The following is a 22,555-nucleotide window of genomic DNA, read 5'->3' on the forward strand; positions in this document are numbered from 1 at the left end:
GTCGGTGCCGTCGGTGCCGTCGGCGTGTGACGGCAACGACCTGCTGGGAGCAGACGGTTGCAAGACCAACGGAATCGAGAACTTCGATCAGATCTCGTTCTGGAAGACCCCCACCGAGGACTGCAACGGAACTGGCACCGACTGCGTGCCATATCGCCGCTGGGTTACCGACTATCTGGCCGTGATCGGCGGGCGCTAGACAAAATCGGGTTCGGGTGGGGAGGGCTTCGGCCTTCCCCACCCCTTCATACCATTCAGGGAATTTTCGTTGATCCGACGCCTCAGCACCTACCTCTACACCAGACGCCGACTGCGCTTGGCGTTGTTACTGGCGTTGCCGGTGGGATGGCTCGTGGTCGTTTACGGCGGGAGCCTCGGGTCGCTGTTGCTGAACAGCTTTTTCCAAATCGACTCATTCTCTGGCACCATCGATCGCTCTCCCACCCTTGAGACATGGCGGCAAGTGTTCACCGACGCCAATATGGCTGTCGCCGGTCGCACGATTGGGATGGCCACTGCGGTAACCATCGCTTCGATACTCATTGGATTTCCGCTCGCCTACCGCATCGCCCGATTCACATCAGGCAAGGCCAAAACCGCTCTGGTACTGGCGGTGCTCATCCCGCTCTGGTCGTCATATCTGGTGCGGGTGTACGCCTGGAAACTGCTGCTGGCGAGTGAGGGGGTCGCCGCCTGGTTCTTCAATGTCTTGGGCGCCAGTTCGGTGCTCAACTGGATCCTCGGCCTCCCGCTCATCGGTGGACCGTCATTGTCGACGTCGTCGCTCGGGCAATTCCTGGTCTTCACGTACATCTGGTTGCCCTACATGGTCCTGCCCATGCAGGCAGCCGTCGAGCGGCTACCCGAGTCGCTGCTGGAGGCCTCCGCAGACCTGGGTGCTTCGCCGGCTACCACCTTTCGCAGGATCACATGGCCGCTGATCCTTCCCGGGGTAGCAGCCGGTTCGATCTTTACCTTTTCACTCACCCTGGGCGACTACATCATCCCGACCATCATCGGGAACTCAAGCCCGTTCATTGGTCTGGCGATCTACAGCCAGCAGGGGGTGGCCGGAAACCTGCCCCTGGCCGCTGCTCTGGCGATTATCCCGGTTGTGGTTATGGGCTTGTATCTGACGGGCGCCCGTAAGCTCGGCGCATTCGAGGCATTATGAAGGCCCGAGCTCCCCGGTCATTGACGGTACTGGCTACGGCCGGGCTGATGTACCTTCATATACCGATTCTCTTCGTCTTTCTGTACGCGTTCACCACTGAAGACGCCGCATTCACGTTCCCACCTCCGGGCCTGACCATGAGATGGTTTGGCGTAGCTGCCCAGAACGAGGATATCCGTCAAGCGCTCGGCCTATCCCTCATGGTGGCCGCGGTCGCCACCACAACCGCACTCATTCTCGGCACCTTGGCAGCAGGTGTTGTCTGGCGCACAAAGTTTTTTGGAAGAGATACGTTGTCCCTATTCATCGTGCTTCCGATTGCCCTACCGGGAATCATTACCGGGATTGCACTGCGTTCGGCGATCAGCATTACCGGAGTCAGTTTCTCTTTCTGGACGCTGGTCATCGGCCACGCCACGTTCTGCGTGGCGGTGGCCTACAACAACGTCATCGCCCGAATGCGACGCCTCAACCCGAATCTGCTCGAGGCATCAGCGGACCTGGGTGCCAGCGGATGGCAGACGTTTCGCTATGTGCTGATGCCCCAGCTCGGTTCAGCAATCATCACCGGCGGAATGCTGGCGTTTGCGCTGAGTTTCGACGAAATTATCGTGACGACATTCACGGCTGGGAACCAGCAGACCCTCCCCATCTGGATCTTTTCTTCACTCGTGCGGCCACGCAACCGCCCCGTGACCAACGTTGTTGCGTTGTTGGTGATCGCCATTACCTTCGTCCCGATCATCCTGTCCCAACGGTTCGCCGCACGGACCGAGAACCAGTGACCATCGACAAGCAAACCTGAGGAGAACAGCATGCAAACGTTCATGAATTTCGTCAACGGTGCCTATGTCGAGGCCGCTGATGGTCGCACCTCGGCGGTTATCAATCCTGCCACTGGCAGCCAGTACGCAACCGCACCTCTGTCGGGTCCAGCTGACATCGACCGCGCCATGCGCGCCGCCCAGTTAGCCTTCGAGGGGTGGCGGGAAGCCACCCCTTCCGATCGGTCTCTCGCACTGCTTCGTATCGCCGACGCCGTCGAAGCGAGAGCCGACGAGTTGGTCGCCCTCGAAGTTGACAACACCGGCAAGCCCCGGGCAATGACGATGGCCGAGGAGATCCCGCCGATGGTCGATCAGATCCGCTTCTTTGCCGGCGCCGCCCGTCATCTGGAGGGCAAGGCGGCCGGTGAATACATGAGCAGAATGACCTCATTCGTTCGCCGGGAACCGATCGGCGTCTGCGCTCAAGTTGCGCCATGGAACTACCCGATGATGATGGCTGTCTGGAAGTTCGCTCCGGCCATCGCGGCCGGCAACGCCGTCGTTCTCAAACCGAGCGATACCACCCCGGCCTCAACGACACTGTTGGCAGAGATCGCCGCAGAGTTTCTGCCTGATGGCGTGTTGAACGTCGTCTGCGGTGATCGCGACACGGGACGGGCGATGGTCGTCCACGACATTCCGGCCATGGTCTCGGTGACAGGTTCGGTCCGGGCGGGCATGGACGTTGCCGAGGCGGCGTCACATTCTCTCAAGAGAGTCCATCTGGAATTGGGCGGCAAAGCCCCGGTGGTGGTCTTCGACGATGCCGACCTCGAAGCCACGGCCGAGGGAATCGCCGGAGCCGGATATTTCAACGCCGGCCAGGACTGCACGGCGGCCACGAGAGTCTTGGCGAGTCCCGGAATCTACGATGAGCTCATTGCCGCCCTGGCCGATCAGGCCGCGGCGACCAAGACCGGCGGACCCGACGACGAGGACGCCGCCTACGGGCCCGTGAATAACGCCAACCAATTCGCCAGCGTCACTGGATTTGTGGACCGAACTCCGGACCACGCCCGGGTTGTGGCAGGAGGATCTGGTCTGGGTGGCAACGGCTACTTCTATCACCCCACGGTCATCGCCGATCTGCGTCAGGACGACGAGATGATCCAAAACGAAATCTTCGGTCCTGTCATCACCGTTCAACGCTTCTCAGACGAGGACGAGGCAGTTGCCTGGGCCAACGGAGTCGAATATGGCCTGGCATCGAGCGTCTGGACGACCAACTTCGGACGGGCAATGCGAATGGCCAAACGCCTCGACTTCGGATGCGTGTGGATCAACACGCACATTCCGCTGGTCGCTGAGATGCCCCATGGCGGATACAAACGATCCGGGTATGGCAAGGATTTGTCCTCGTATTCGTTCGAGGACTACACCCGAATCAAGCACGTTATGGCCAACCTCGACAGCTGACAGCGCATCGGGACGAACCGGGGAGTCTGACTAGTCTCGAAAGCGCTGCCTGGAGACGTATGAGAATTGGACTTATCAATCAGTTGCACGGTGCGCCTGATACGCCCCGACCTACACCCACCTGGGCATCGATTAGCGAGCGTGCCAGAGTCGCTGAGTTCTGTGGGTTCGACACTTTTGTGTTCGAGGATGCCCTGTTGTATCGAGATTCAGTCACCGAGGGGGGCTGGGAATCGTTCTCGATCGCGGCCGCCCTGGCGGCCACGACCAGCACGATCGAGATCGGTCAGTCGGTCGTCAATGCCCCTTACCGGTCCCCTGCCCTGACAGCCAAGATGGCCGAGACCATCGACGAAATATCCGGCGGTCGCTATATCTTCGGACTGGGAGCCGGCAATACCGACGACTCCGATTACGAGGCGTTCGGCTTTCCAACCGACAGGCGCTATTCCCGTTTCGCTGAGGCGATCGCGATCATTCACGGTCTGCTCAAGAACGGCGCAATCGACTACGACGGCCAGTTCCACTCCGCTCGTCGATCTGAACTCGTGTTACGGGGTCCTCGTTCTGGAGGGCCTCCCATCGTCATCGCCGGCGGAGCTCCCAAAATGCTCCGACTCGTGGCCAGATACGCCGATGGTTGGAACTGGTGGACGGGCGATCATGGGAGTGCTGCTGCCACGCTCGGGCCCATTGTCGATGAGCTTGAGATCGCCTGCCAAGAGGTCGGCCGCGATCCCGCGTCGCTGTTCCGGACACTCGACGTGTACTCCGTCGACGCCATGAACGTCTCCGGTTCGGCCGAGGTCATTAGCGGTCCACCGGAGCATATTGCCGAAACCCTGCTTAGTTTCGGGGACCTCGGCTTTGATGAAGTGCGCTGCGACGTCTACCCGAAAACCATCGAGGCTGTCGAGGCGATGGCCAAAGTCGTCCAACTGGTCCACGCGGCGTAGATCACGAGGCTGACGTACGATGACGAGATGATCGGATTCTCCCAACAGATCGAGGTTCGTGGGGCACCTCATGTGGTGTTCGAACTACTCGGCGACATGAACGACCTTGACCGGTGGAACCCGAGCGTATCCAGTTCGCGCCGGACCCAGGGGGATCGCTGGGAGCTCGGGTCGAGGTATGAATCAACCGTGGCCAACGGTCTGGTGAACATGACGGCGAGGTCCACGCTGGTGGCAGTCGAGCCCGGTCGGACGGTCCGCTATGAGGGCTCGATCGGCCCGTTCTGGTCAGTAGACACGTTGAACTTTCGACCATCCCGATTAGGAACTCAAATCACCTTCCATAATCAGACCCGGACGCCTCCCTGGATGCGCCCCTTCCATCCTCTACTTAACGCTCTATTCGAACGGCAGGCGAACCGGGCGGTCAACGGCGCTCTCGACTATGTGGCCGCCCACCCCGAAGCCCCCGAGCCTGCCTAACGGCACCTCGGTGTCACCCGAACACCGGATTGTTTCGTCTGTACTCAAGAGGGGCTGCACCGTGCGCCCCACAAGGAGGTAACTCGTATGGCGACGCAAACCGAACAAATGCCTGCGATCGTGCGCAGGTCTGGAACGACCATCATTGCCGCCGGCGTGCTGTGGCTGGCTGCCCTGGGCTTGGCAATCGCTGCGGACGTCCTGGAAGCCACGTCGGGTACGTTCGACGGGACGGAGGAGACCCTCTGGGGCATCATGACGGTCGCCATCGTGACCGCAGGGTTGCTGACCGTCGCAGGTTTGGCCGGCCTCCGAAGAGACCTCGTTATGGGTAGGGCCGGAATGGTCGGCCTGATCCTCGCCGGGCTTGGCACCGCCTTTGGCGTCGTGGCGTGGGCGTTCCCAATCTGGGGCGGCCTCCTCGGGATCGGGATGCTCATATTCAGTCTCGCACTCATCCGTCAGGGTCAGGCTCCTCGCTGGGCGACCATCTCATTCGGGTTTGGGATGCTGACCGGCATCGCGATCTTCTTTCTTCTCGACCTGCTCAAGGTTGGCTCAATCAACTCGTATGGCGATTACCCGGTGGCCGGCAATATTGGAGCAGCCGTAATGTTGACAACCAGCGCGCTTGGCTCTATCGGGGTTGGACGGTGGTTCAATACCCGCTGACCAGCGAGTCGCTTGTCGGCATGGACGGTGGGCCGACCGGTGTCAACCAGCCAGTAGCCTGTCCTGAATGAGTCCTGCGCCAAAACCGAAGTCCGCCACCGGGGCGCTTGATGCGTGCGACGCCGCGCTCGTCAAGCTCGACAAAACCTGTTGCGATCCGGGGCGAAACCCTCAGATGGCAACCTTGGCCGCCACGCTCGCCAGCGCCCGAAGCCTCGTCGAGCAGACCGCCGCCGATCCAACCCTGGCGAGTCGGGCCATTGCCGAACTTGAAGATGCCGGCGCCCAGGTGGGACGTCTCCAAGTTGGTTGTTGTGCCCCGAACCGCATGCCTTTGTACGTCACGATCCTGGGCGGACTCACCGAGTCCCAACTTCGTCTCAACGCATCCCTCGGGCTCGGCCACTAAATCCGACCGCCGCCCATTCGTTGATCGAGTGTGCATACGATATGGACTATCCCGGTTGGATGCACACTCGTCTGGGCGGGCAGTCGACGGTGATAGCCTTCCGACCATGACCCCACCTCTCTTTTCGCTCGAAGGCCGAACGGCGCTCATCACCGGGGCCGGCAGCCCAACCGGCATTGGATTTGCTTCCGCCCGAATGCTGGCTGCCCTCGGAGCCCGCGTGGCAGTGACCTCGACAACCGACCGAATCCACCAGCGGGTATCTGAACTACGAAGTCAGGGATATGAGGCGTTCGGTACCTTTGGTGATCTGACGGACGAACAGACCGTCCAACGGATCACCGATCAGTCATTATCTGCTCTCGGTTCATTGGACATTCTCGTAAACAACGCCGGCATGACGAGCGTCAGCCAGCCTGGAGACGAAGAAGCGGGGGACGTGGCAGGCCTCCCCTATTCACAGTGGCGGGCCTCGATCGAACGAAATCTCGATACGGCCTTCCTTATGTCCCGGGCGGTCATACCCCACATGCGGCAGGCGGGATGGGGTCGGATCATCTCGGTCGGCAGCGTTACCGGGCCGGTCATGGCCATGCGACAAGACCCTGCCTACGCAGCTTCCAAGGCAGCCATCGTCGGGCTGACTAGATCACTTGCCGTCGATCACGCCGGCCACGGCATAACCGCCAATGTGGTGGCTCCCGGTTGGATCGAGACCGGCTCCCAGACTCCCAACGAACGGGACGAGGGCCTGGCAACGCCAATAGGCCGCAGTGCATCGCCAGACGAGGTGGCCAGCGCAGTCGCCTGGCTAGCCACGCCTGGCGCGAGCTACATCACGGGCCAGTGTCTCATCGTCGATGGCGGCAACTCCATCGCAGAGGAACGCTCCTAGCCAAAGACCGACGCGAAAGAGGCCTCCCGAAGGAGGCGTCTTTCGCATTTCAGATACGGATAGATCAGTCGCACCAAGCGAACAGCTCAGGGCTGTCGAGGTGGAGTTGGAAGACCTTATTGATAGGCAGGTAGGCCTCATCACCAAGATCGACACGAATGAGACCTTCGTAGATGTTGCCCGAGTTGATGTCAAACGCCGCGTAATTGACCTGCCCTTTGGCAGCGGCCTTGAAAGCCCCGAGTGAACGGAGGGTCGCCTGTCCGGCGCGCAGACAATCGGTGTCTGGAGTCCGTGGAGCGGCCAGTGCTGGCGCGGCGGTGATACCAACGGCCATGGCGGCAATCAGAACGAGTGAGCTCAAACGATGTTTCATGTGTTCTTCCCTTCTCCTGAGGTTCCCTGTGAACCCCTTTTAGTGATAAATGCGGAGCTGGGCGGATTCTGGATGATTATCAAGTGCACGAGCTAGCGTTGGACCAACAGGAGGATGCAATGCCAGAACGTCACGACCGGAAACGAGCCTCTGTGGCCGACAACGTGGAGCGGCAGACCGGCCAATCGCTCGATGACTGGATCGAAGTCATCGAAGAAAGTGGCTTGACGGCCTTTGGGACCATCGTCGATTGGCTCAAACGACAGCATGGCCTCGGAACCTTTCACGCCCGCTTGGTCGCGGAAGCGCATCGCGATCACAGCCAATGAACACTCAGTCTTCTGGCGGGCACAAACCCCCCGCCTGACGTCCACCCGAACCCGAAGGGTAGGCCATGCCACCGAAACTGACCATTGCCGCAACCGTACTCGGCGCTCCCGATGCCGGGGCATTGGCATCCTTCTACCAACAACTGCTCGGCTGGGGTGTCAAGGTTGAGGAGCCCAACTGGGTGATGTTGAAGCCACCCGGTGGGGGAACCGGCTTGTCGTTTCAGACCGAAACCGACTACGTGCGGCCCGTGTGGCCAAACGGACCCGGCGATCAGCAGATGATGGTCCATCTCGACCTTTCGGCTGACGATCCGGCCGCAGCTGTCAGCTGGGCACTCGATGCGGGCGCAGTGCTCGCCGAGTATCAACCACAGGAAGACGTGCGAGTCATGCTGGACCCGGCCGGCCACCCGTTCTGCCTTTTCTAGGTTCGAACACCGTATTCCCAGACGGGCTGGTCGGTTCGATCAACTTTGCTCACGTTTGAACAGTCGTGTACAATCGCTGTGATGCTTCTCGCAACCCTCGCTTACCCATGAATCAAGCGCAACGCCGGATTCATGAGGCCGCTATCCGCCTGTTCGCCGAGCAAGGAAACCAGCGGGTTTCGGTTAGCGATCTGGCCCAGGCCGCCGGAGTGGCTCGCGGGACGATATATAACAATATCGAAGCCCCTGAGTACCTCTTCGAGCAAGTCGCCGCCCAACTTGCTGCCGAGATGCATGAACGAGTCACCGCCTGCGATCAGAATTCGGATCCAGCCCACCGCCTCGCCAACGACATCCGGTTCTTCGTGCGGCGCGCCCATGAAGAACCGCAGTGGGGTTGGTTCGTATACCGCTTCGGGATCAACAACGACTCGTTGCGCGACCTCCTCAACGGGACGCCCATGCGGGCCGTCACCAAAGGCGTCGACCGGCACCGCTATGACCTCCGGGAGGAGCTGCTGCCGGGTGCCATGGCCATGATCGCCGGAACCACTCTCACGGCAATGTGGATGGTGCTCGAAGGGCATCAGACTTGGCGAGAAGCGGGCTCGGGTGCCGCAGAACTTGTCCTGCGTAGCTTCGGAATCGATCCGAGTGAGGCACGCGGTCTGGCCGAAACCGACCTCCCTCCCCTTCCACCCACCTCCCCGGATTTGCATGTCGTTTCATAACCAAACCATCAGGAGATCTACTCATGGCTGACGCCTACATATACGACGCCGTTCGCACCCCACGCGGTCGCGGCAAGAACACCGGCGCATTGCACACCACCAAACCAGTCACCCTCGTAACCACCTTGTTGAATGCGATTCGCGAACGCAACCCCCACCTCGATCCCGCCGCAGTCGACGACATCGTGCTCGGCACCGTTGAGCCCCACGTCGAGCAGGGTGGCGTGCTGGCCCGCACGGCCGCTCTCGCTGCAGGGTTTTCCGAGACCGTTCCTGGCGTCCAACTAAACCGGTACTGCGGGTCCGGATTGGAAGCCGTCAACCAGGCTGCCGCCCGAGTGCGGTCGGGTTGGGAGGACGTAATCCTGGCTGGCGGGTCCGAATCGATGTCCCGGGTCGCAATCGGCTCGGGGGGAGATCCATGGGCGATGGACCCGGCCACCAACTATGAGACGTCGTTCGTCCCGCAGGGCATCAGCGCCGACCTCATTGCCACGATCGAAGGATTCACCCGCCACGACGTCGACGCATTCGCGGTAGAGTCGCAAGGCCGGGCTGCCAAGGCTTGGGCCGACGGTCGGTTCGACCGTTCGATCGTCCCGGTCGTCGACATCGCCGGTCAAGTTGTCCTTGACCGGGACGAACACATGCGCCCTGGTACGAGCATGGACGACCTCGCCAAGTTGCCGCCGGCGTTTTCTGCGATGGGTCAAATGGGCGGCTTCGACGCCGTTGCACTGCAGAAGTACACGCGGGTCGAGGAAATCAACCATGTACACACGGCCGGCAATTCCTCGGGCATCGTCGACGGAGCCGCGCTCGTTCTGGTCGGCAGCCAGGAAGCAGGCAAGAAATACGGAATGCTGCCCCGGGCTCGCGTCGTCTCGGTCGGAGTGGTTGGCGCCGAGCCAACCATCATGTTGACCGGACCCGCTCCGGCGTGCCGGAAGGCCCTTACCAAAGCGGGTATGACCGTTGGCGATATCGACCTCGTCGAAATCAACGAAGCGTTCGCTTCGGTAGCACTCAAATTGATGCGCGACCTCGGTGTCGATCACGACATCACCAACGTCAATGGAGGCGCCATCGCCATGGGACACCCGCTGGGAGCCACCGGGGCCATGTTGCTGGGCACGATGGTCGACGAGCTAGAGCGTCGGGACCTGAACACCGCACTGATCACATTGTGCATTGGTGGCGGCATGGGTATTGCCACCATCATCGAGCGAGTCTGAACGGAACCGTGACCATGAACCTTGAAACGATCCAGTACAACCAGGACGAAAGCGGCCTCGTTACCTTGACGCTCGACGATCCACAACAGTCGGCCAACACGATGCGTCGGCAGTTCGTCGAGGACTACATCGCCGTCGTCGACCATATCGAAGCGAACAAGGCCGACATCTCCGGTGTGCTCATCACGTCGGCAAAACCGACCTTCTTCGCCGGAGGAGATCTCCGTGAGCTAATCGCCGCCACCCCCGACGACGCCCCCGCATTCATCGAGTTCTCAAACCAATTGAAGCGAGCCATGCGAACCCTCGAAACACTGGGGATGCCCGTGGTCGCGGCGATCAATGGAGCGGCACTCGGCGGCGGACTCGAGATCGCCCTGGCGTGCCACTACCGGGTAGCGATGGACAACCCATCGACTCGCATCGGCCTTCCCGAGGTGACCCTGGGGCTGCTTCCCGGCGGAGGTGGAGTTGTGAGAACGGTTCGACTGCTTGGCGTCATCGAAGCCCTGACGAAAGTACTGATCCAGGGCCAGCAGATGCGAGTGGCAGATGCCAAAGCCGTCGGCCTGGTCGACGAAATCGCCCCGGACTCCGAAGCCATGCTGTCTGCCGGCAAAGCCTGGATTGCCGCGAACCCCAAAGCGACTCAGCCCTGGGACGCCCGCGGGTACAAGATGCCAGGTGGGACCCCAACCCATCCCATGCTGGCCGCCAACCTGCCGGCCATTCCAGCGACATTGAGGGCACAGACGAAGGGCGCCCGCTATGACGCGCCGCACCACATCATGTCGGCAGCCGTCGAAGGTGCGACCGTGGACATCAATCAGGCGTTCGAGATCGAAACTCGCTATTTCGTCGACCTGGTGTGCCACTCACCCCAGGCCAAGAACATGACCCAGGCGTTCTTCTTCGACCTCCAGGCGATCAACAAGGGCAGCTCGCGTCCCGATGGTTTCGAACAGTGGTCTGCCACCAAGGTGGCAGTGCTCGGCGCCGGCATGATGGGGGCGGGTATCGCCTATCAATGCGCCCGATCAGGGATCGACGTCGTGCTCAAAGACGTCTCTCTTGAAGCCGCCGAGAAGGGCAAGGCCTACAGCGAGAACCTGGTCACGAAAGCCGTCAAACGGGGCAAGCTCAGCCAGGACAAAGCCGATGCCCACTTGAACCGAATCACCCCAACCGACTCCTACGATGACCTGGCAGCCTGTGATCTCGTAATCGAGGCCGTATTCGAATCGCCAGACCTGAAGAAACAAGTCTTTGCCGACACCGAACCTGTCGTGGCGGCTGACGCGCTCCTGTGTTCAAACACGTCAACGTTGCCGATCACCGATCTGGCGAACGGCGTTTCACGCCCGCAGGACTTCATCGGGCTTCACTTCTTCTCACCGGTCGACAAAATGCCCCTCGTCGAGATCATCGTCGGCAAGGAGACTTCGGACGCCGCCCTTGCCAAAGCTGTCGACGTCGTCCTCCAGATCGGCAAGACCCCGATCGTGGTCAACGATTCCCGGGGGTTCTTCACATCCCGGGTGATCGGCGGTTTCGTCAACGAGGCCATGGCCATGTTGACCGAAGGCATAAACCCGGTGATGATCGAACGAGCCGGCAACCAGGCGGGGTATCCCGCTCCCCCGTTACAGCTTATGGATGAGCTGACCCTGACCCTGCCAGCCAAGATCATGGCTCAGAACCGGGCAGGGGCAGAAGCAGCCGGGGTCGAGTATGTCCCCCACCCCGCCGAAACGGTCATCACACAAATGCTGGCCGCCGGACGAGAAGGCCGGTCCAGCGGCGCTGGTTTCTATGACTATGACGAGTCGGGACACCGCCAGAAGCTGTGGCCAGGACTGTTCGAGATGTTCGGAATCGAGAACGACCGCCACTTGCAGGTCGACGACGAAGACCTGCTGAAGGACCTGTCCGAGCGGATGCTCTTCGGAGAGGCGATCGAAACGGTCAGATGCTTCGACGAAGGCGTCATCACGTCATACGCCGATGCCAACATCGGGTCGATCTTCGGAATCGGGTTCCCGCCATGGACCGGTGGGGTTGCCCAATACATCGATCAGTACCCCGATGGAACAACCGGCTTCGTAGCTCGCTGCAAGGAATTGTCCGATCGATATGGCGACCGATTCACGGCGCCCGCATCCCTGGTGGCAAAAGCCGAAACCGGAGAACTATTTCGACCGGTTGGAGCCCGTTGAACCAGACCTAAGGGGCGAGCAGTTCGGCCAGCGCCGGGTTATCGATCTCCGACCCGAGTAGACGAGCAGCTTGTCCAGCGCTCTCGTCACCAAGGGCTTCGGAATGGAGCAGCGACCGAACCAACAGTTCCTTCATCCCGGTTCGCGAAGCCAACGAGCGCATCGACGCCACCCAGGATCCGGTTTCGGGGTGTCCGTGACGACGTCCCATCTCGCATTGAGCGTCGAGGATGTACGCGTCCAACCAAACGTACGGATCGGCGAAACGATTGCACCGGATCCGGGCATCGGCGAGGATCTCAAACGCCCGTTCAGCATGCCCGGCGGTTTCGGCTGCCAAAGCAAGGCCGCGCGCCGACATACCCTCCCAACAGGGATCACCAAGCTGACAGGCTCTTGCGAAGGCTTGGTCAAGGAACTCAGACGCCAGGGCCGGCCGCGATCGCCCCAATTCGACCTCCCCCCGCATAGCCTGCGGCCACGGCAAGAACGCAAGCCAGCGACTCCGTTCACATAGCTCGATCGAGAGATCGAGACTTCTGGACGCCTCATCGAAATCGCGTCGGAGAAGATGAATCCGACCGAGCATTGACAAGGCATAGGTCTCCCTCAGGATCTCGCCCGCCGCACGCGCGGTTTGCAAACCTTTGTCGAGGTGAGCCAAAGCTTCCGGATAATTACCGCGATCGCTCTCGACAGACCCGAGGTACGTTTCGGCTTTGGCGACCATCGACAAAGAATCCTTGCCAAGAGAAAGTGCATCGGTCAACCACATTTCGGCCCAGTCATAACGAGCCCTCAGGAAATCGACGTACCCAATCTCTGCGCGAGCCTGGGCCGCTAGTCCCGGTTCGTCAATCGTCACCGCAATCTCATCGGCGACGTGCAAAGCAGCCACGCCCTCCTCATCCTGGCCGCGAAGCGAATGGATCAGCACCTCCGCGAGGGCCAGGCGGGAAGTAACTCGAAGCCGCTGAAGAGAGGCGGTATCAGCCAGCGCCACCCCGGATCGAAGGGAATGCACCCCGGCGTCGGTGGCCCCGGCGGCCACGGCGGCCACTCCGTACTCAACAGTCGCTTCAACCGAAGCGGTATCGGTCAGCCCATTGTCCTGAACGAGCGCTACGCGCATCGCGGCCTGGATGGATGGGCCCGGGGTCACCCCCAACTCGGCGGCGAACAATTGGGTGCAGGCCGCCAGCTGACGGTTGGCGGCCTGCTCATCACCGGCCAACCGGTACAGCCGTAACAGCAAAGCCTGATGATTCTCATCGAGGGCGTTCATCCCGACCAAACTTACGGCATAACCGATAGCACGAACCAGGTCACCCATCGACATCATGCCGAGCGCCGCTTCATGCAACCTGGCTTCGGTGGCCGCAGCCAGGTAACGCTGCTCCGACAAAAGCCAGGTTTCAAAAATGGCTGCATCTTGGAAGGTAGCTCCTTCCAGAAGTTCCGAGCCAAATCCTGGTAGAAGAACGGCTTCGACCCACGTTCCCTTCCTGAGTACGTTGACGTCTACCAAAGCATCTAAGGGAAGCCGGACAACCAGTGGGTCGCCTTCGATGGATCCACCGGCACCGATCGATCGACGGATCTCGCCGATACTCCAACGTAACGCTCTCAGAGGATCGTCGGCAGCCCCAAACAACAATGACGCGAGCTGGTTTCGGGATGGGGGCCGTTCGGTCAAGATCAAGTATGCAAGAAGCGCCCAACTCTTCCGACTTCGGAACCGGTAAATCTCCTCGGATCCGTCGGTGATGGACGGGCGGCCCAAAAGATGGATGGCAAAACTCATGGTGTTTCCAACAAAGAAACCTACATCCCAAAGAAGTCGTCAAACGCTACGTCAAACAGCCATGAGGTTCAATGCCCCCAGAACCTCGAAACGTCGAGGTCACGAACGGATAGGAACCCCCCATGTCACTCTACCTGGATGTCCATACCATCGAAGGAGGCGTTTCGGCTGAAGACGTAGCCGCGGCCCATGCAGCGGATCTCGCCACGCAAGAAGCCCACGGAGTCCACTACCTGAAGTATTGGGTTGATGAGCAAGCGGGCAAAATCTTCTGCCTGGTCGAGGCACCTGACGCCGAGGCAGCCAATACCGTTCATCGCGAAGCCCACGGACTCATTGCCGACGAAATCTATCCCGTTACCGAATTCGAGTAAGCCAACCAACCCTCACAACCGCGGCGAGCCTTCAACGGACAAATGTTCGAGGGCTACCCCGGTTGCGAGGGTGCCTTGGTAGCGCCCGATCGTTCGGCTCGATCAAGGGCCAACAGGATGGCGTCGACCAGATCACGCGCTGCCTGCTCGGTCAGTTCCACGGCGACCCTTGAACCAGGACCGATCGCTTCGTTCACGAAATCGATGTTGAGGGCATGCTCCACCTGGAGGTCAAACGGGTGATCGAACGACACGTACGCATGGTCGATGGGAAACCACCTGGTCGTCTCTTTGGCTGAACCCTTCACCTCTATCCGCTCTGCAATCATTGTGCACATAGATCTGGTCCCTTCTCGATCAGCCAAGGTGCGATTCGAAGAATTCGAAGACCTTCTGCCAGCCGTCGAGCGCCTGCTCGGCCCGGTAGGCGGAAGGACGGTTGTGGTAGAAAAACCCATGCCCCGCTCCGTCATATCGGTGAAACACATACTGCTTGGCGTGCTTCTTGAGTTCAGCTTCGTGCTGGTCGACCTGTTCGGGGGTCGGAGAACTGTCGTCGTTGCCGAATAAGCCGAGGAGTGGACACTCAAGATCTTTGGTGTAGTCGACCGGCGCAACGGGCCGCTTGTCGTTCAGATCATCCGGACCCATCACGACCCCTCCGCCCCACAGATCGGCAACGGCGTCGAATCCGTCCTCGATCAGGCTGGCAGCCAGGACCGCATGGCGGCCACCAGAGCAGGTACCGATCACACCAACCTTCCCATTGGCATACGGTTGCGACCGCAGGAAGGCCAGTGCCCCGGCGACATCACCGACCACTTGATCATCGGCGACCCCTCCCTCTGATCGTACCCGGGCGGCGACGTCCTCGGGAGTCCCATGCCCGGCGCGACAGTACAGGTCTGGCGACACGACCGCGAACCCGTGGTCGGCGAACTTGCGAGCCATCTCGCGATACCACTCATCCCATCCAGGCAGATGATGCACTAGCACAATGCCGGGGAACGGGCCAGGGCCCAGCGGACGAGCCAGATATGCATGAATCAGGTCCCCGCCGTGGCCACCAATCGTCATGGTTTCGGCCACCGTTCCCATGTACTGATCTGTCTGGTACATCTCTTCCTCCGTTGTCACGACTGGACTCAACGCAGACCCTATCCACCAGAGTTGGTAGTCCGACGTTACACGAGCCATGACTTGACGAACATCGCCCCGATCCTCGGAATTGGTCAAGGCTGACCCCGGCACCGTTACCGCCGGCCGAGACCAAGAAGGCGCCTAACAGGACAGCCTACGAAGCCGGCTTTTTCGAACCACCGGCGTCAGGGCTTGATGAATACCTTGCCGTTCAACTTGGCCAGTTCTTCCGGCAACCGTTCGATGACCTCATCGAGCGGAACGATGGCTGTCACATCTGTCCGCCACTCGCCGCTTACGAAACGCATCTGAGCAGTCTGGATGGCTGCCATCTTGTCAGCCATTGGCTTTTCGGTCATCCACCGGTTGAGCCAAAAGCCCTCGATCGATTTCATCATGAAGATCAGATGTCCGGGCTCGGTGAGGGTCGGCAGTTCGGCATCCAGCTTGCCGTAGATGACCCAGCGTGCCTTGCGAGGCATGGCAGCGAAGACATCGGCGCTGACCTGGTTGGCGACCGCGTCGAGAAAGATCCGTGGTTTCTCGTCCCTCATGACTGATCTCAAGCGCTCATCGAAATCCCCCGACTCGCTATTCAATACCTCCACCGCACCCAGGGCTTTGAGGGGTTCGATCTGGCTGTCACGGCGGACAATGGCGATCGGACGGTAGCCCTCGCCGTTCGCAGAGGAGATCATCAACTTGGAGAGTTGGCTGGCGCCGGCAGACACGATGAACGCCTTCGTACCATCCTCTTTTACGATATCGAACATTGCGAGCGCGGTGAGCGGATTCACGATCATGGCCGCGCCGTCTTCGTCGCGAACTGCCTTGAGGAGCGGAATACAAGTCGTCGCGTCAGCGATGGAGTACTCGCTCCAGGTACCGGGCGTTCCCGGAGCTGCCACAAACGCCACACGTTGACCCACCAACCCGTCAGCGTACGCGCCACCACCAGAGGCGACCACCTCGCCAACGCCTTCAAAACCGGCCGGATTCCCCTGGATTCGCGGCTGACCGTAGAGACCCTGGATGAACATCTCGTCTGACGGATTGACCGATGCAAGAGTTACCCGGACCCGCACCTGCCCATCGATCGGATCAGGTATCGGAACGTCTGTCAACGAGACGAAGCGGGCCATCTCCGTCAACACAGCGCTCTCAGGTCTCACCGACGCATAGCCGTCGCCGACCAGGACAAGAGCTTTCATCGTGTCAGTCATTCGTGGGGCTCCTTGGTCAATAGTCCACGGCCTTCAGTATGGCCGACTGCTTGTCCATCCATCCCGTCGGCCAACTTGTAGTCGACCGAACTTGGATTCCGACTCCGTTGTTCGACTACTTCATGAAAATGTAGTGAGCAAGGATCTGGTCTCCGTCGATCTTCAGAACCGATATCCCCTCAACGTCTCCCCAGTACCCACCAAAGTCTCACCGATACGGTGAAACGACGAAGTCGCCATCGATAAATGGGTCACCGCTTTCAAACACCCGAGCCAGCGGGATAGGTGTTGGCATAGTTGGCGATTGCCTCAGGTCCGATGTACGTTCCACTGCCATCTATGAACTGGATCCGGCCGTTGGCGGGGAAGGAGTCGGCCACGGCATCCCCATCCAGGCTTGCCCAGGCGGCGTTGTAATCGGCGGCCAGGGTTTCCATGTCGCTTTGTCCGCCGATGAACCCGGTCGTCGTCGCCAGGACGAGAGCCAACCCCAAGCTAACAATGGCCAAAATGGCTGTGGTGATCTTCCACGGGTTGGAGCGAGCGGACTCACTCGTGAGAGGTTTGACGTCCAATGTTGTCATTGTGACTCCTTCCGGCGCACTGTGTGCAGAATGCACGTCCTTGGCGGGTGGAGCTGCACAACCTCGGGACCACCCGCGGCGCTCGGGACCAATCGTCCCACCCCTCGGTTCTGGATGAGTCACGGCGCCGTCCGCTCTTGTGGCCTACAGAACCACCCGAGTCTCCGGGAATCTGGGTGATAGGTTCAAGCTCGCTGCAAGCGCCTGGATGACAACGCGATCCCTTCACCCCGGCAAAGGATCATTTCGATGGTCCGAGCCTCGACCCGCAACGAACCAGATCGCCCGCACCGGAACATCACCGTCGTTGAAAAGTCGATGCGGCTCGGTTGAGTCAAAGGCGATGGAATCACCGGGCCCCAGATCATGTCGAACAAAGCCAATCTGGACACTCAATGTTCCCGAAACGATGTAGCCGTACTCGCGACCGTGGTGTCTCATGAGCGTCGTATCCGGCGTTGATGCCCCTCCGACCTCATAGATGGCTTCGAGGAAGTCGACTCCGTCTTCGTTGGTGGTGCTCAACTCTTCCCATCGTACGCCCGAGTCGAGGTCAATGGCTTTGCGTTGGTGCGGACGAACAACGGACTCAATCGAGGTGGTAGCCGGGGCGGTTCCAGACTGCTCAAACTGGTCACCTCGGATGATCCGGTCGAGCGACAAACCAAGTTCGGTGACAATCGCATACAAGGTTCCTACGGACGGATTGGAAAGACCACCCTCAATCTGCGAGATCAAACTCGGTGACAACCCAAGCCTTCGTGCCAACTCGCGCTGACTAATCCCAGCCTTCTTTCGCTCTACCCGGAGACGGTTGCCAATCCCGTCGAGCTTCCCGTTCAACTCAGTTTCCATACGAACCTCGCTCACCTGAACAACAGCCGAAAGCAGGATTCCTTCCAGGACGGAATTCGACTCAAAACGAGGATAAACACCCAGGATGGCTCCGTGCAGCGTCACTGAGCACTTTTACCCAGAACGAGGGAGTAGTCGATCACCGAGCACGGGGCGCGCCGTTCGCCCTTCCCCCATCGGTCCTGGCCAAAAGGCTTCGAAACGACATGGAATTTTTACCGCGCCGGGCTCAAAAAAGTGTGTAGTCTCACTGATCGTGGACCTCAACCCTCATCCATTCGCGCCATACGGAGCTGTTTTGGAACCCAAGCGATGACCTCCGCTTTGGCGGCCAGCCTCCAGACTAAATTTGCGCTCGCGCGGGTAACCGGTGCCGGCGGTTCATTCCCGCGCCGAGTCTTGTTTGATCAGGACGCCGGCCTGTGACCAGGAAGACTCTTATTCGGGGTGGAACCGTTCTCACCCTCGGCGCACGAACACCCAACTTTGTCGAAGCAGACGTGCTCATCGAGAACGACAGAGTGATCGAGGTCGCTCCGGGAATCCGGGCCAGAGACGCCGAGATCGTCGATGCTTCGGAAACAATCGTCATGCCCGGATTTATCGATACGCACCGTCACGTCTGGAAGTCGCTGTTCCGCAACTTCGGTGTCGTGAGCGGCGGAGAGTCGAACTCGTCAGCTCAGTATGGGCCGCACTACGAGGCCGACGACGCCTACGCCGCCACCCTGATTGGTTTGTTTGGCGCGGTCGAGGCAGGAATCACCACTGTCGTCGACTGGTCTGACATTCAGATCGATGAGGCCTACACCGAGGCGGTGCTCCAAGCCCACGCCGACGCCGGCCTCCGGACCGTCTTCGTTCATGCGTCACCCCCATGGTCGGATAATCACGATGACGACGCCCGGGCGATTCGACGCCTGGTTGAATCTCGGGCGGCTACTCCTGAATCACTGACAACGTATGCGATCGGACCGCGCGAATCGGACCCGTCCACTCTTGAGCGGGACGAGGTCGACTGGGCATTGGCCAGAGAGCTAGGAATACGCATTTATGTGCACGCCGGAAGGTTGAAGTCAGCCGCCGGTGTTGTCGCATCGATGTCAGGGAAGGGAATGCTCGGAGAAGACGTCACGCTGATCCACTGTTCCAACCTCGATGACCAAGACCTGGCAGCAATCGTCTCATCGGGCGCCCGAGTGTCGCTTACTCCCGCGGCGGAAATGGCCGGGGGCCTCGGATCTCCGCCGATCCAGCGACTGATCGACCACGCCATCCGTCCGGGCTTGGGAGTCGACAACGAGCAGCTTGTCCCCGGAGACATATTCGCCCAGATGCGGGCGCTCATTTCGGTTCAGCATGCAACTCTCTTCGATCTCAAACTGGCCGGCAAAGCCGGCATTCCCAACCTCATGAGTACGCGCGAGGTCATCCGGCACGCCACGATCGACGGCGCCCGAGTTTCGGGCCTCGGAGATGTGACAGGTTCGCTCGAACCGGGCAAGCAGGCCGATGTTGTGGTACTCCGAACCGACCGCCCCAACATCTACCCCATAAACGACCCGATCGGAGCAGTGGTATGGGGCATGGATACCTCCAATATCGATTGGGTGTTTGTCGCCGGCCAGGCCCTGGTTCGTAACGGGGCCCTCGAAGGGGATATGTATCGGGCTCGGGATCTCGCGATATCAGCCAGGGATCGGGTGGCGTCGGCCGCAGGCCTCGACGTCGGGGTAAGCCAGGACGCTCCACAATGAAAACGACCCGCGCACCATCGTCGGCCCTCACCTCTTTCGTGGTGGCATCCCGGTACATGCCCGTCTATTTGGCGCTCATTGTTCTGGTCGTCGTGGCCTCGATATGGGCACCGGCGACGTTGACCAACGCCGGGCTTAGTGCGATAGCTCTGTTTGGGACCTACCTCGCCATCACCGCTCTCGGCCAGATGCTGGTGATCATGGCGGGCGGGATTGATCTCAGCGTGCCAGGGACTTTCACACTTGGTGCCATTATCATGGTCGGAGTCGGGCAACAGGCGAATGAGCGCATTTGGATCGCCATCCTGACAGCAGTCGGTTTGGCGGCCTTGGTCGGTCTGGTCAACGGGATCATCATCGGTGGACTGAAGCTCAACGCCCTGATCGTAACCCTGGCCGTAGGTCAGGTCGTAACCGGGATCGTCAACCGGTATCACAAGACATTCGCGATCCAGAGTTCCATACCACCGGCGCTCTCCGACTGGATGACTGTCCGCTTCCTCGGGATCTCAAGACCCTTCTGGATAGGGGTCGCCCTAACCGCATTGCTCATCTTCGCGTTTCGGTACACCACCGTAGGCCGGAGATTTCAGGTGGTCGGAGCCAATCCGGTGGCGTCTCTGGTCAGCGGGCTAAGGGTGAACCTGAATCAGATATCTGCCTATGTGGTCGCCGCAATACTCTATGCCATCGCCGGCGTTCTATTTGCCGCACTCCTCCGCAACCCCGGCGTCACTATCGGGGCGCCCTATCTACTCGGCCCGATTGCCGCCGTTGTGATTGGCGGGGCCTCGCTGACCGGTGGCTTGGCCAGCCCGCTGTCTACGTGGGCGGCAGCCTTCTTCCTGGCCGGCCTCAATCAGATGATGAGGGTTATGGGTCTCCCGACCGCTCTCCAGTTCGTTGTATTCGGCCTGGTCATCATCGGTGGCATGTTGGTTTCGGGCGATCGGATCATCAAAGGCGTGGAGCAAGTACTCCGCGAGCGGCGACGACCAAACCGCATCGAGAAACAGAAAATGAAGAGCTCAATCGACGGGTCCGGTTGAGGCAAGAGTCTTCGCACAACGAGCCCTTATACAACGCGAACCAACAAATGACATGAGGAAGTTTGGCCATGCAACTCAGATGGAGGAAAAGATGAAAGCAACAAGAATGGCTGGGTTCGTCGTCATTTTGGCGATGATCCTGGCGGCCTGTTCCGGCGACTCCGGGACTACGACAACGGAAGCGGCTGCGACGCCGACCACCATTGGCGCCACGCCAACAACCCAGGGCGATACGACAACAACGGTGGGCAGCACGGACACAACAGTTGCCACTGGCGATAATCCACTCGCCGAGTTTGGCGAGAGCACTGCTGCTGATCCTGCACTCGTGTTGAAGGCCATGGGTCCGATCGACGCTCCGGTAGGCGATCCTGCCTATGACATCATCCTGGCAGCCATCGCTCGGGCGAATCAAGATCTCGACCAGGCCACGATCGACAAAGCCCTCGAGTGTTGGAACGCGCCGGAGTGCGACACCGGTAGTGGTGGAGACCTCATCATGGGCTTTGCCGACGGTGGTGGACATCTCAATGTCTGGCGTGGGGTTACGCACATGGAAGCCATCCTCCAGGCCCTCACCTACCCCGAGATCGGCACCATCGTCTCGACCGAGGCCCTATGGAACGCTGATACTTCGGTGGCTGCCAACGACATCGACTTCCTGGTCCAGCGTGGTGCCGACTTCATTACCGGCTACCCGGACGCCGGAGTCGCCATCGGAGATGCCATCAAGGCGGCTACTGCGGCGGGGGTCCCGTATATCCCGTGGTCGGCAGGTTGGGTGGGTTTGCCCGGCCAGGATGGAGCCCTCGTACCCGGACAGGACTACCTCACCGTGGTCGGAGAAAACCTATGTGCACTCGGAGAGAGCATGGCAACGGTCCTCAACGACAACGTCGTGGAAGGGAAAGTTGGGGTCCTTGGTGGGACACCTGGCAATGCCCTTTCCCTGGGATGGCAGCAGTGCCTGACCCCGGCCCTCAATGCGGGGATTGCGCAAGTCGGTGAGCCGGCGGATACCTACTGGGTGAATGACATTGCCCTGCAGGTTGTTCTCGGATGGCTGTCCACTGACCCCGATATCAAGGGTTACGCCTATGAGTACTCCGATGGGATGAACACTGCGTTGCAGGCCTACGACCAGTTGGGGGTCCCTGTCAAGAATCTGACGCTCGCAATGCGCACCGATGAACAGACCTTGTTCTGTGACTGGGTGGAACGCAATGAACCGACCTATAACATCTGGTATTCCGCCGGAGGGAACTTCCAATCGCGGGTGGCTGTCACTGCAGCAATGATGTATCTCAAGGGTGCCGAGATTCCATCCCAGATCGACGTTCCTCACGTGATGCGTCAGGTCACTGCTGCTGACTGTAAGGCGGATCGGGCGACGCCTGCGGTGTCGGGTACATCGCTGGTGCCGGACAAGGTCCTGGCCCTCATGTTCGGTAACTAATGAACAACGGCAACCCCATTGGAGAGTCGACTGACGAGGCCCTGGTCCTCGAGTTGAGCGGCGTGTCCCGGCAGTTCGGGGCCGTTCGAGCACTGAGCAATGTCAGTTTCGACTGCCGACCTGGAGAAGTTCACGCTCTCATTGGCGAGAACGGCTCCGGCAA

The 22,555-nt window shown here is 60.2% G+C and carries 25 protein-coding genes; 18 read left to right on the plus strand and 7 right to left on the minus strand.

Going from position 1 to position 22,555, the window contains the following annotated elements; translation table 11 throughout:
• The 9 genes from JJE47_03070 to JJE47_03110 all read left to right on the plus strand — a co-directional run.
• Positions 1 to 199, plus strand: a 199-nt coding sequence (locus JJE47_03070) for a spermidine/putrescine ABC transporter substrate-binding protein (protein ID MBK5266391.1), incomplete at its 5' end; no start/stop codon positions are given.
• A 48-nt stretch (positions 200 to 247) separates the two neighbouring features.
• Entirely contained in the window at positions 248 to 1,174 is a 927-nt protein-coding gene (locus JJE47_03075; protein ID MBK5266392.1) for an ABC transporter permease, read from the plus strand.
• Positions 1,171 to 1,959, plus strand: coding sequence for an ABC transporter permease (locus JJE47_03080; protein ID MBK5266393.1), 789 nt, complete (start codon positions 1,171 to 1,173; stop codon positions 1,957 to 1,959). Before JJE47_03075 ends, JJE47_03080 begins: the two co-directional genes overlap by 4 nt.
• Before the next feature lie 30 nt (positions 1,960 to 1,989).
• Entirely contained in the window at positions 1,990 to 3,417 is a 1,428-nt protein-coding gene (locus JJE47_03085) for a gamma-aminobutyraldehyde dehydrogenase (GenBank protein MBK5266394.1), read from the plus strand.
• 59 nt (positions 3,418 to 3,476) lie between these two features.
• Positions 3,477 to 4,373: an LLM class flavin-dependent oxidoreductase gene (locus JJE47_03090; protein ID MBK5266395.1), complete on the plus strand. Its 897-nt coding sequence runs from the start codon at positions 3,477 to 3,479 to the stop codon at positions 4,371 to 4,373.
• 27 nt (positions 4,374 to 4,400) lie between these two features.
• Positions 4,401 to 4,856 (plus strand): SRPBCC family protein, encoded by a 456-nt coding sequence (locus tag JJE47_03095; protein MBK5266396.1) that lies wholly within the window; start codon positions 4,401 to 4,403, stop codon positions 4,854 to 4,856.
• An 87-nt stretch (positions 4,857 to 4,943) separates the two neighbouring features.
• On the plus strand, positions 4,944 to 5,528 hold the full coding sequence (locus tag JJE47_03100; protein ID MBK5266397.1) for a hypothetical protein: 585 nt from the start codon (positions 4,944 to 4,946) through the stop codon (positions 5,526 to 5,528).
• Between the two features lie 67 nt (positions 5,529 to 5,595).
• On the plus strand, positions 5,596 to 5,937 hold the full coding sequence (locus JJE47_03105) for a hypothetical protein (protein MBK5266398.1): 342 nt from the start codon (positions 5,596 to 5,598) through the stop codon (positions 5,935 to 5,937).
• 106 nt (positions 5,938 to 6,043) lie between these two features.
• The gene (locus JJE47_03110; GenBank protein MBK5266399.1) at positions 6,044 to 6,832 is read left to right on the plus strand and encodes an SDR family oxidoreductase; all 789 of its coding nucleotides are present in this window, start codon (positions 6,044 to 6,046) and stop codon (positions 6,830 to 6,832) included.
• A gap of 64 nt (positions 6,833 to 6,896) precedes the next feature.
• Here JJE47_03110 and JJE47_03115 read toward each other — a convergent pair whose 3' ends face one another.
• A complete protein-coding gene (locus JJE47_03115; protein MBK5266400.1) occupies positions 6,897 to 7,208 on the minus strand; it encodes a hypothetical protein in 312 nt (103 codons plus the stop codon).
• 119 nt (positions 7,209 to 7,327) lie between these two features.
• Between JJE47_03115 and JJE47_03120 the strand changes: the two genes are divergently transcribed.
• The 5 genes from JJE47_03120 (at position 7,328) to JJE47_03140 (ending at position 12,150) form a co-directional block, all read left to right on the plus strand.
• A complete protein-coding gene (locus JJE47_03120; protein ID MBK5266401.1) occupies positions 7,328 to 7,537 on the plus strand; it encodes a DUF4287 domain-containing protein in 210 nt (69 codons plus the stop codon).
• 65 nt (positions 7,538 to 7,602) lie between these two features.
• A complete protein-coding gene (locus JJE47_03125; GenBank protein MBK5266402.1) occupies positions 7,603 to 7,968 on the plus strand; it encodes a VOC family protein in 366 nt (121 codons plus the stop codon).
• 107 nt (positions 7,969 to 8,075) lie between these two features.
• On the plus strand, positions 8,076 to 8,699 hold the full coding sequence (locus JJE47_03130; GenBank protein MBK5266403.1) for a TetR/AcrR family transcriptional regulator: 624 nt from the start codon (positions 8,076 to 8,078) through the stop codon (positions 8,697 to 8,699).
• A gap of 23 nt (positions 8,700 to 8,722) precedes the next feature.
• The gene (locus JJE47_03135) at positions 8,723 to 9,934 is read left to right on the plus strand and encodes an acetyl-CoA C-acetyltransferase (GenBank protein MBK5266404.1); all 1,212 of its coding nucleotides are present in this window, start codon (positions 8,723 to 8,725) and stop codon (positions 9,932 to 9,934) included.
• Positions 9,935 to 9,948: 14 nt separating this feature from the next.
• On the plus strand, positions 9,949 to 12,150 hold the full coding sequence (locus tag JJE47_03140; GenBank protein ID MBK5266405.1) for an enoyl-CoA hydratase/isomerase family protein: 2,202 nt from the start codon (positions 9,949 to 9,951) through the stop codon (positions 12,148 to 12,150).
• A gap of 7 nt (positions 12,151 to 12,157) precedes the next feature.
• Here the strand turns inward: JJE47_03140 and JJE47_03145 are convergent, their stop codons facing one another.
• The gene (locus tag JJE47_03145; GenBank protein MBK5266406.1) at positions 12,158 to 13,954 is read right to left on the minus strand and encodes an SARP family transcriptional regulator; all 1,797 of its coding nucleotides are present in this window, start codon (positions 13,952 to 13,954) and stop codon (positions 12,158 to 12,160) included.
• A 122-nt stretch (positions 13,955 to 14,076) separates the two neighbouring features.
• On the opposite strand from JJE47_03145, the gene JJE47_03150 reads away from it, so the two are divergent.
• The gene (locus JJE47_03150) at positions 14,077 to 14,328 is read left to right on the plus strand and encodes a DUF4242 domain-containing protein (protein ID MBK5266407.1); all 252 of its coding nucleotides are present in this window, start codon (positions 14,077 to 14,079) and stop codon (positions 14,326 to 14,328) included.
• 53 nt (positions 14,329 to 14,381) lie between these two features.
• Here JJE47_03150 and JJE47_03155 read toward each other — a convergent pair whose 3' ends face one another.
• The 5 genes from JJE47_03155 to JJE47_03175 all read right to left on the minus strand — a co-directional run bounded on the left by JJE47_03155 (position 14,382) and on the right by JJE47_03175 (position 18,130).
• Complete coding sequence (locus JJE47_03155) at positions 14,382 to 14,666, minus strand: hypothetical protein (GenBank protein MBK5266408.1); 285 nt, start codon at positions 14,664 to 14,666, stop codon at positions 14,382 to 14,384.
• Between the two features lie 19 nt (positions 14,667 to 14,685).
• Positions 14,686 to 15,447, minus strand: coding sequence for a dienelactone hydrolase family protein (locus JJE47_03160; protein ID MBK5266409.1), 762 nt, complete (start codon positions 15,445 to 15,447; stop codon positions 14,686 to 14,688).
• 206 nt (positions 15,448 to 15,653) lie between these two features.
• Complete coding sequence (locus JJE47_03165) at positions 15,654 to 16,691, minus strand: zinc-binding dehydrogenase (GenBank protein MBK5266410.1); 1,038 nt, start codon at positions 16,689 to 16,691, stop codon at positions 15,654 to 15,656.
• Between the two features lie 260 nt (positions 16,692 to 16,951).
• Positions 16,952 to 17,275, minus strand: coding sequence for a hypothetical protein (locus tag JJE47_03170; protein MBK5266411.1), 324 nt, complete (start codon positions 17,273 to 17,275; stop codon positions 16,952 to 16,954).
• A gap of 225 nt (positions 17,276 to 17,500) precedes the next feature.
• A complete protein-coding gene (locus JJE47_03175; protein MBK5266412.1) occupies positions 17,501 to 18,130 on the minus strand; it encodes a cupin domain-containing protein in 630 nt (209 codons plus the stop codon).
• A 422-nt stretch (positions 18,131 to 18,552) separates the two neighbouring features.
• On the opposite strand from JJE47_03175, the gene JJE47_03180 reads away from it, so the two are divergent.
• The 3 genes from JJE47_03180 to JJE47_03190 all read left to right on the plus strand — a co-directional run bounded on the left by JJE47_03180 (position 18,553) and on the right by JJE47_03190 (position 22,392).
• Positions 18,553 to 19,887: an amidohydrolase family protein gene (locus JJE47_03180; GenBank protein MBK5266413.1), complete on the plus strand. Its 1,335-nt coding sequence runs from the start codon at positions 18,553 to 18,555 to the stop codon at positions 19,885 to 19,887.
• Positions 19,884 to 20,936, plus strand: a complete 1,053-nt coding sequence (locus JJE47_03185) for an ABC transporter permease (protein ID MBK5266414.1) — start codon at positions 19,884 to 19,886, stop codon at positions 20,934 to 20,936. The genes JJE47_03180 and JJE47_03185 overlap by 4 nt, the downstream gene beginning before the upstream one ends.
• 91 nt (positions 20,937 to 21,027) lie before the next feature.
• Positions 21,028 to 22,392: a substrate-binding domain-containing protein gene (locus JJE47_03190; GenBank protein MBK5266415.1), complete on the plus strand. Its 1,365-nt coding sequence runs from the start codon at positions 21,028 to 21,030 to the stop codon at positions 22,390 to 22,392.
• The last annotated feature ends 163 nt before the right edge of the window (positions 22,393 to 22,555 follow it).

The organism is Acidimicrobiia bacterium (assembly GCA_016650365.1).
Lineage (GTDB): Bacteria > Actinomycetota > Acidimicrobiia > Spongiisociales > JAENVV01 > JAENVV01.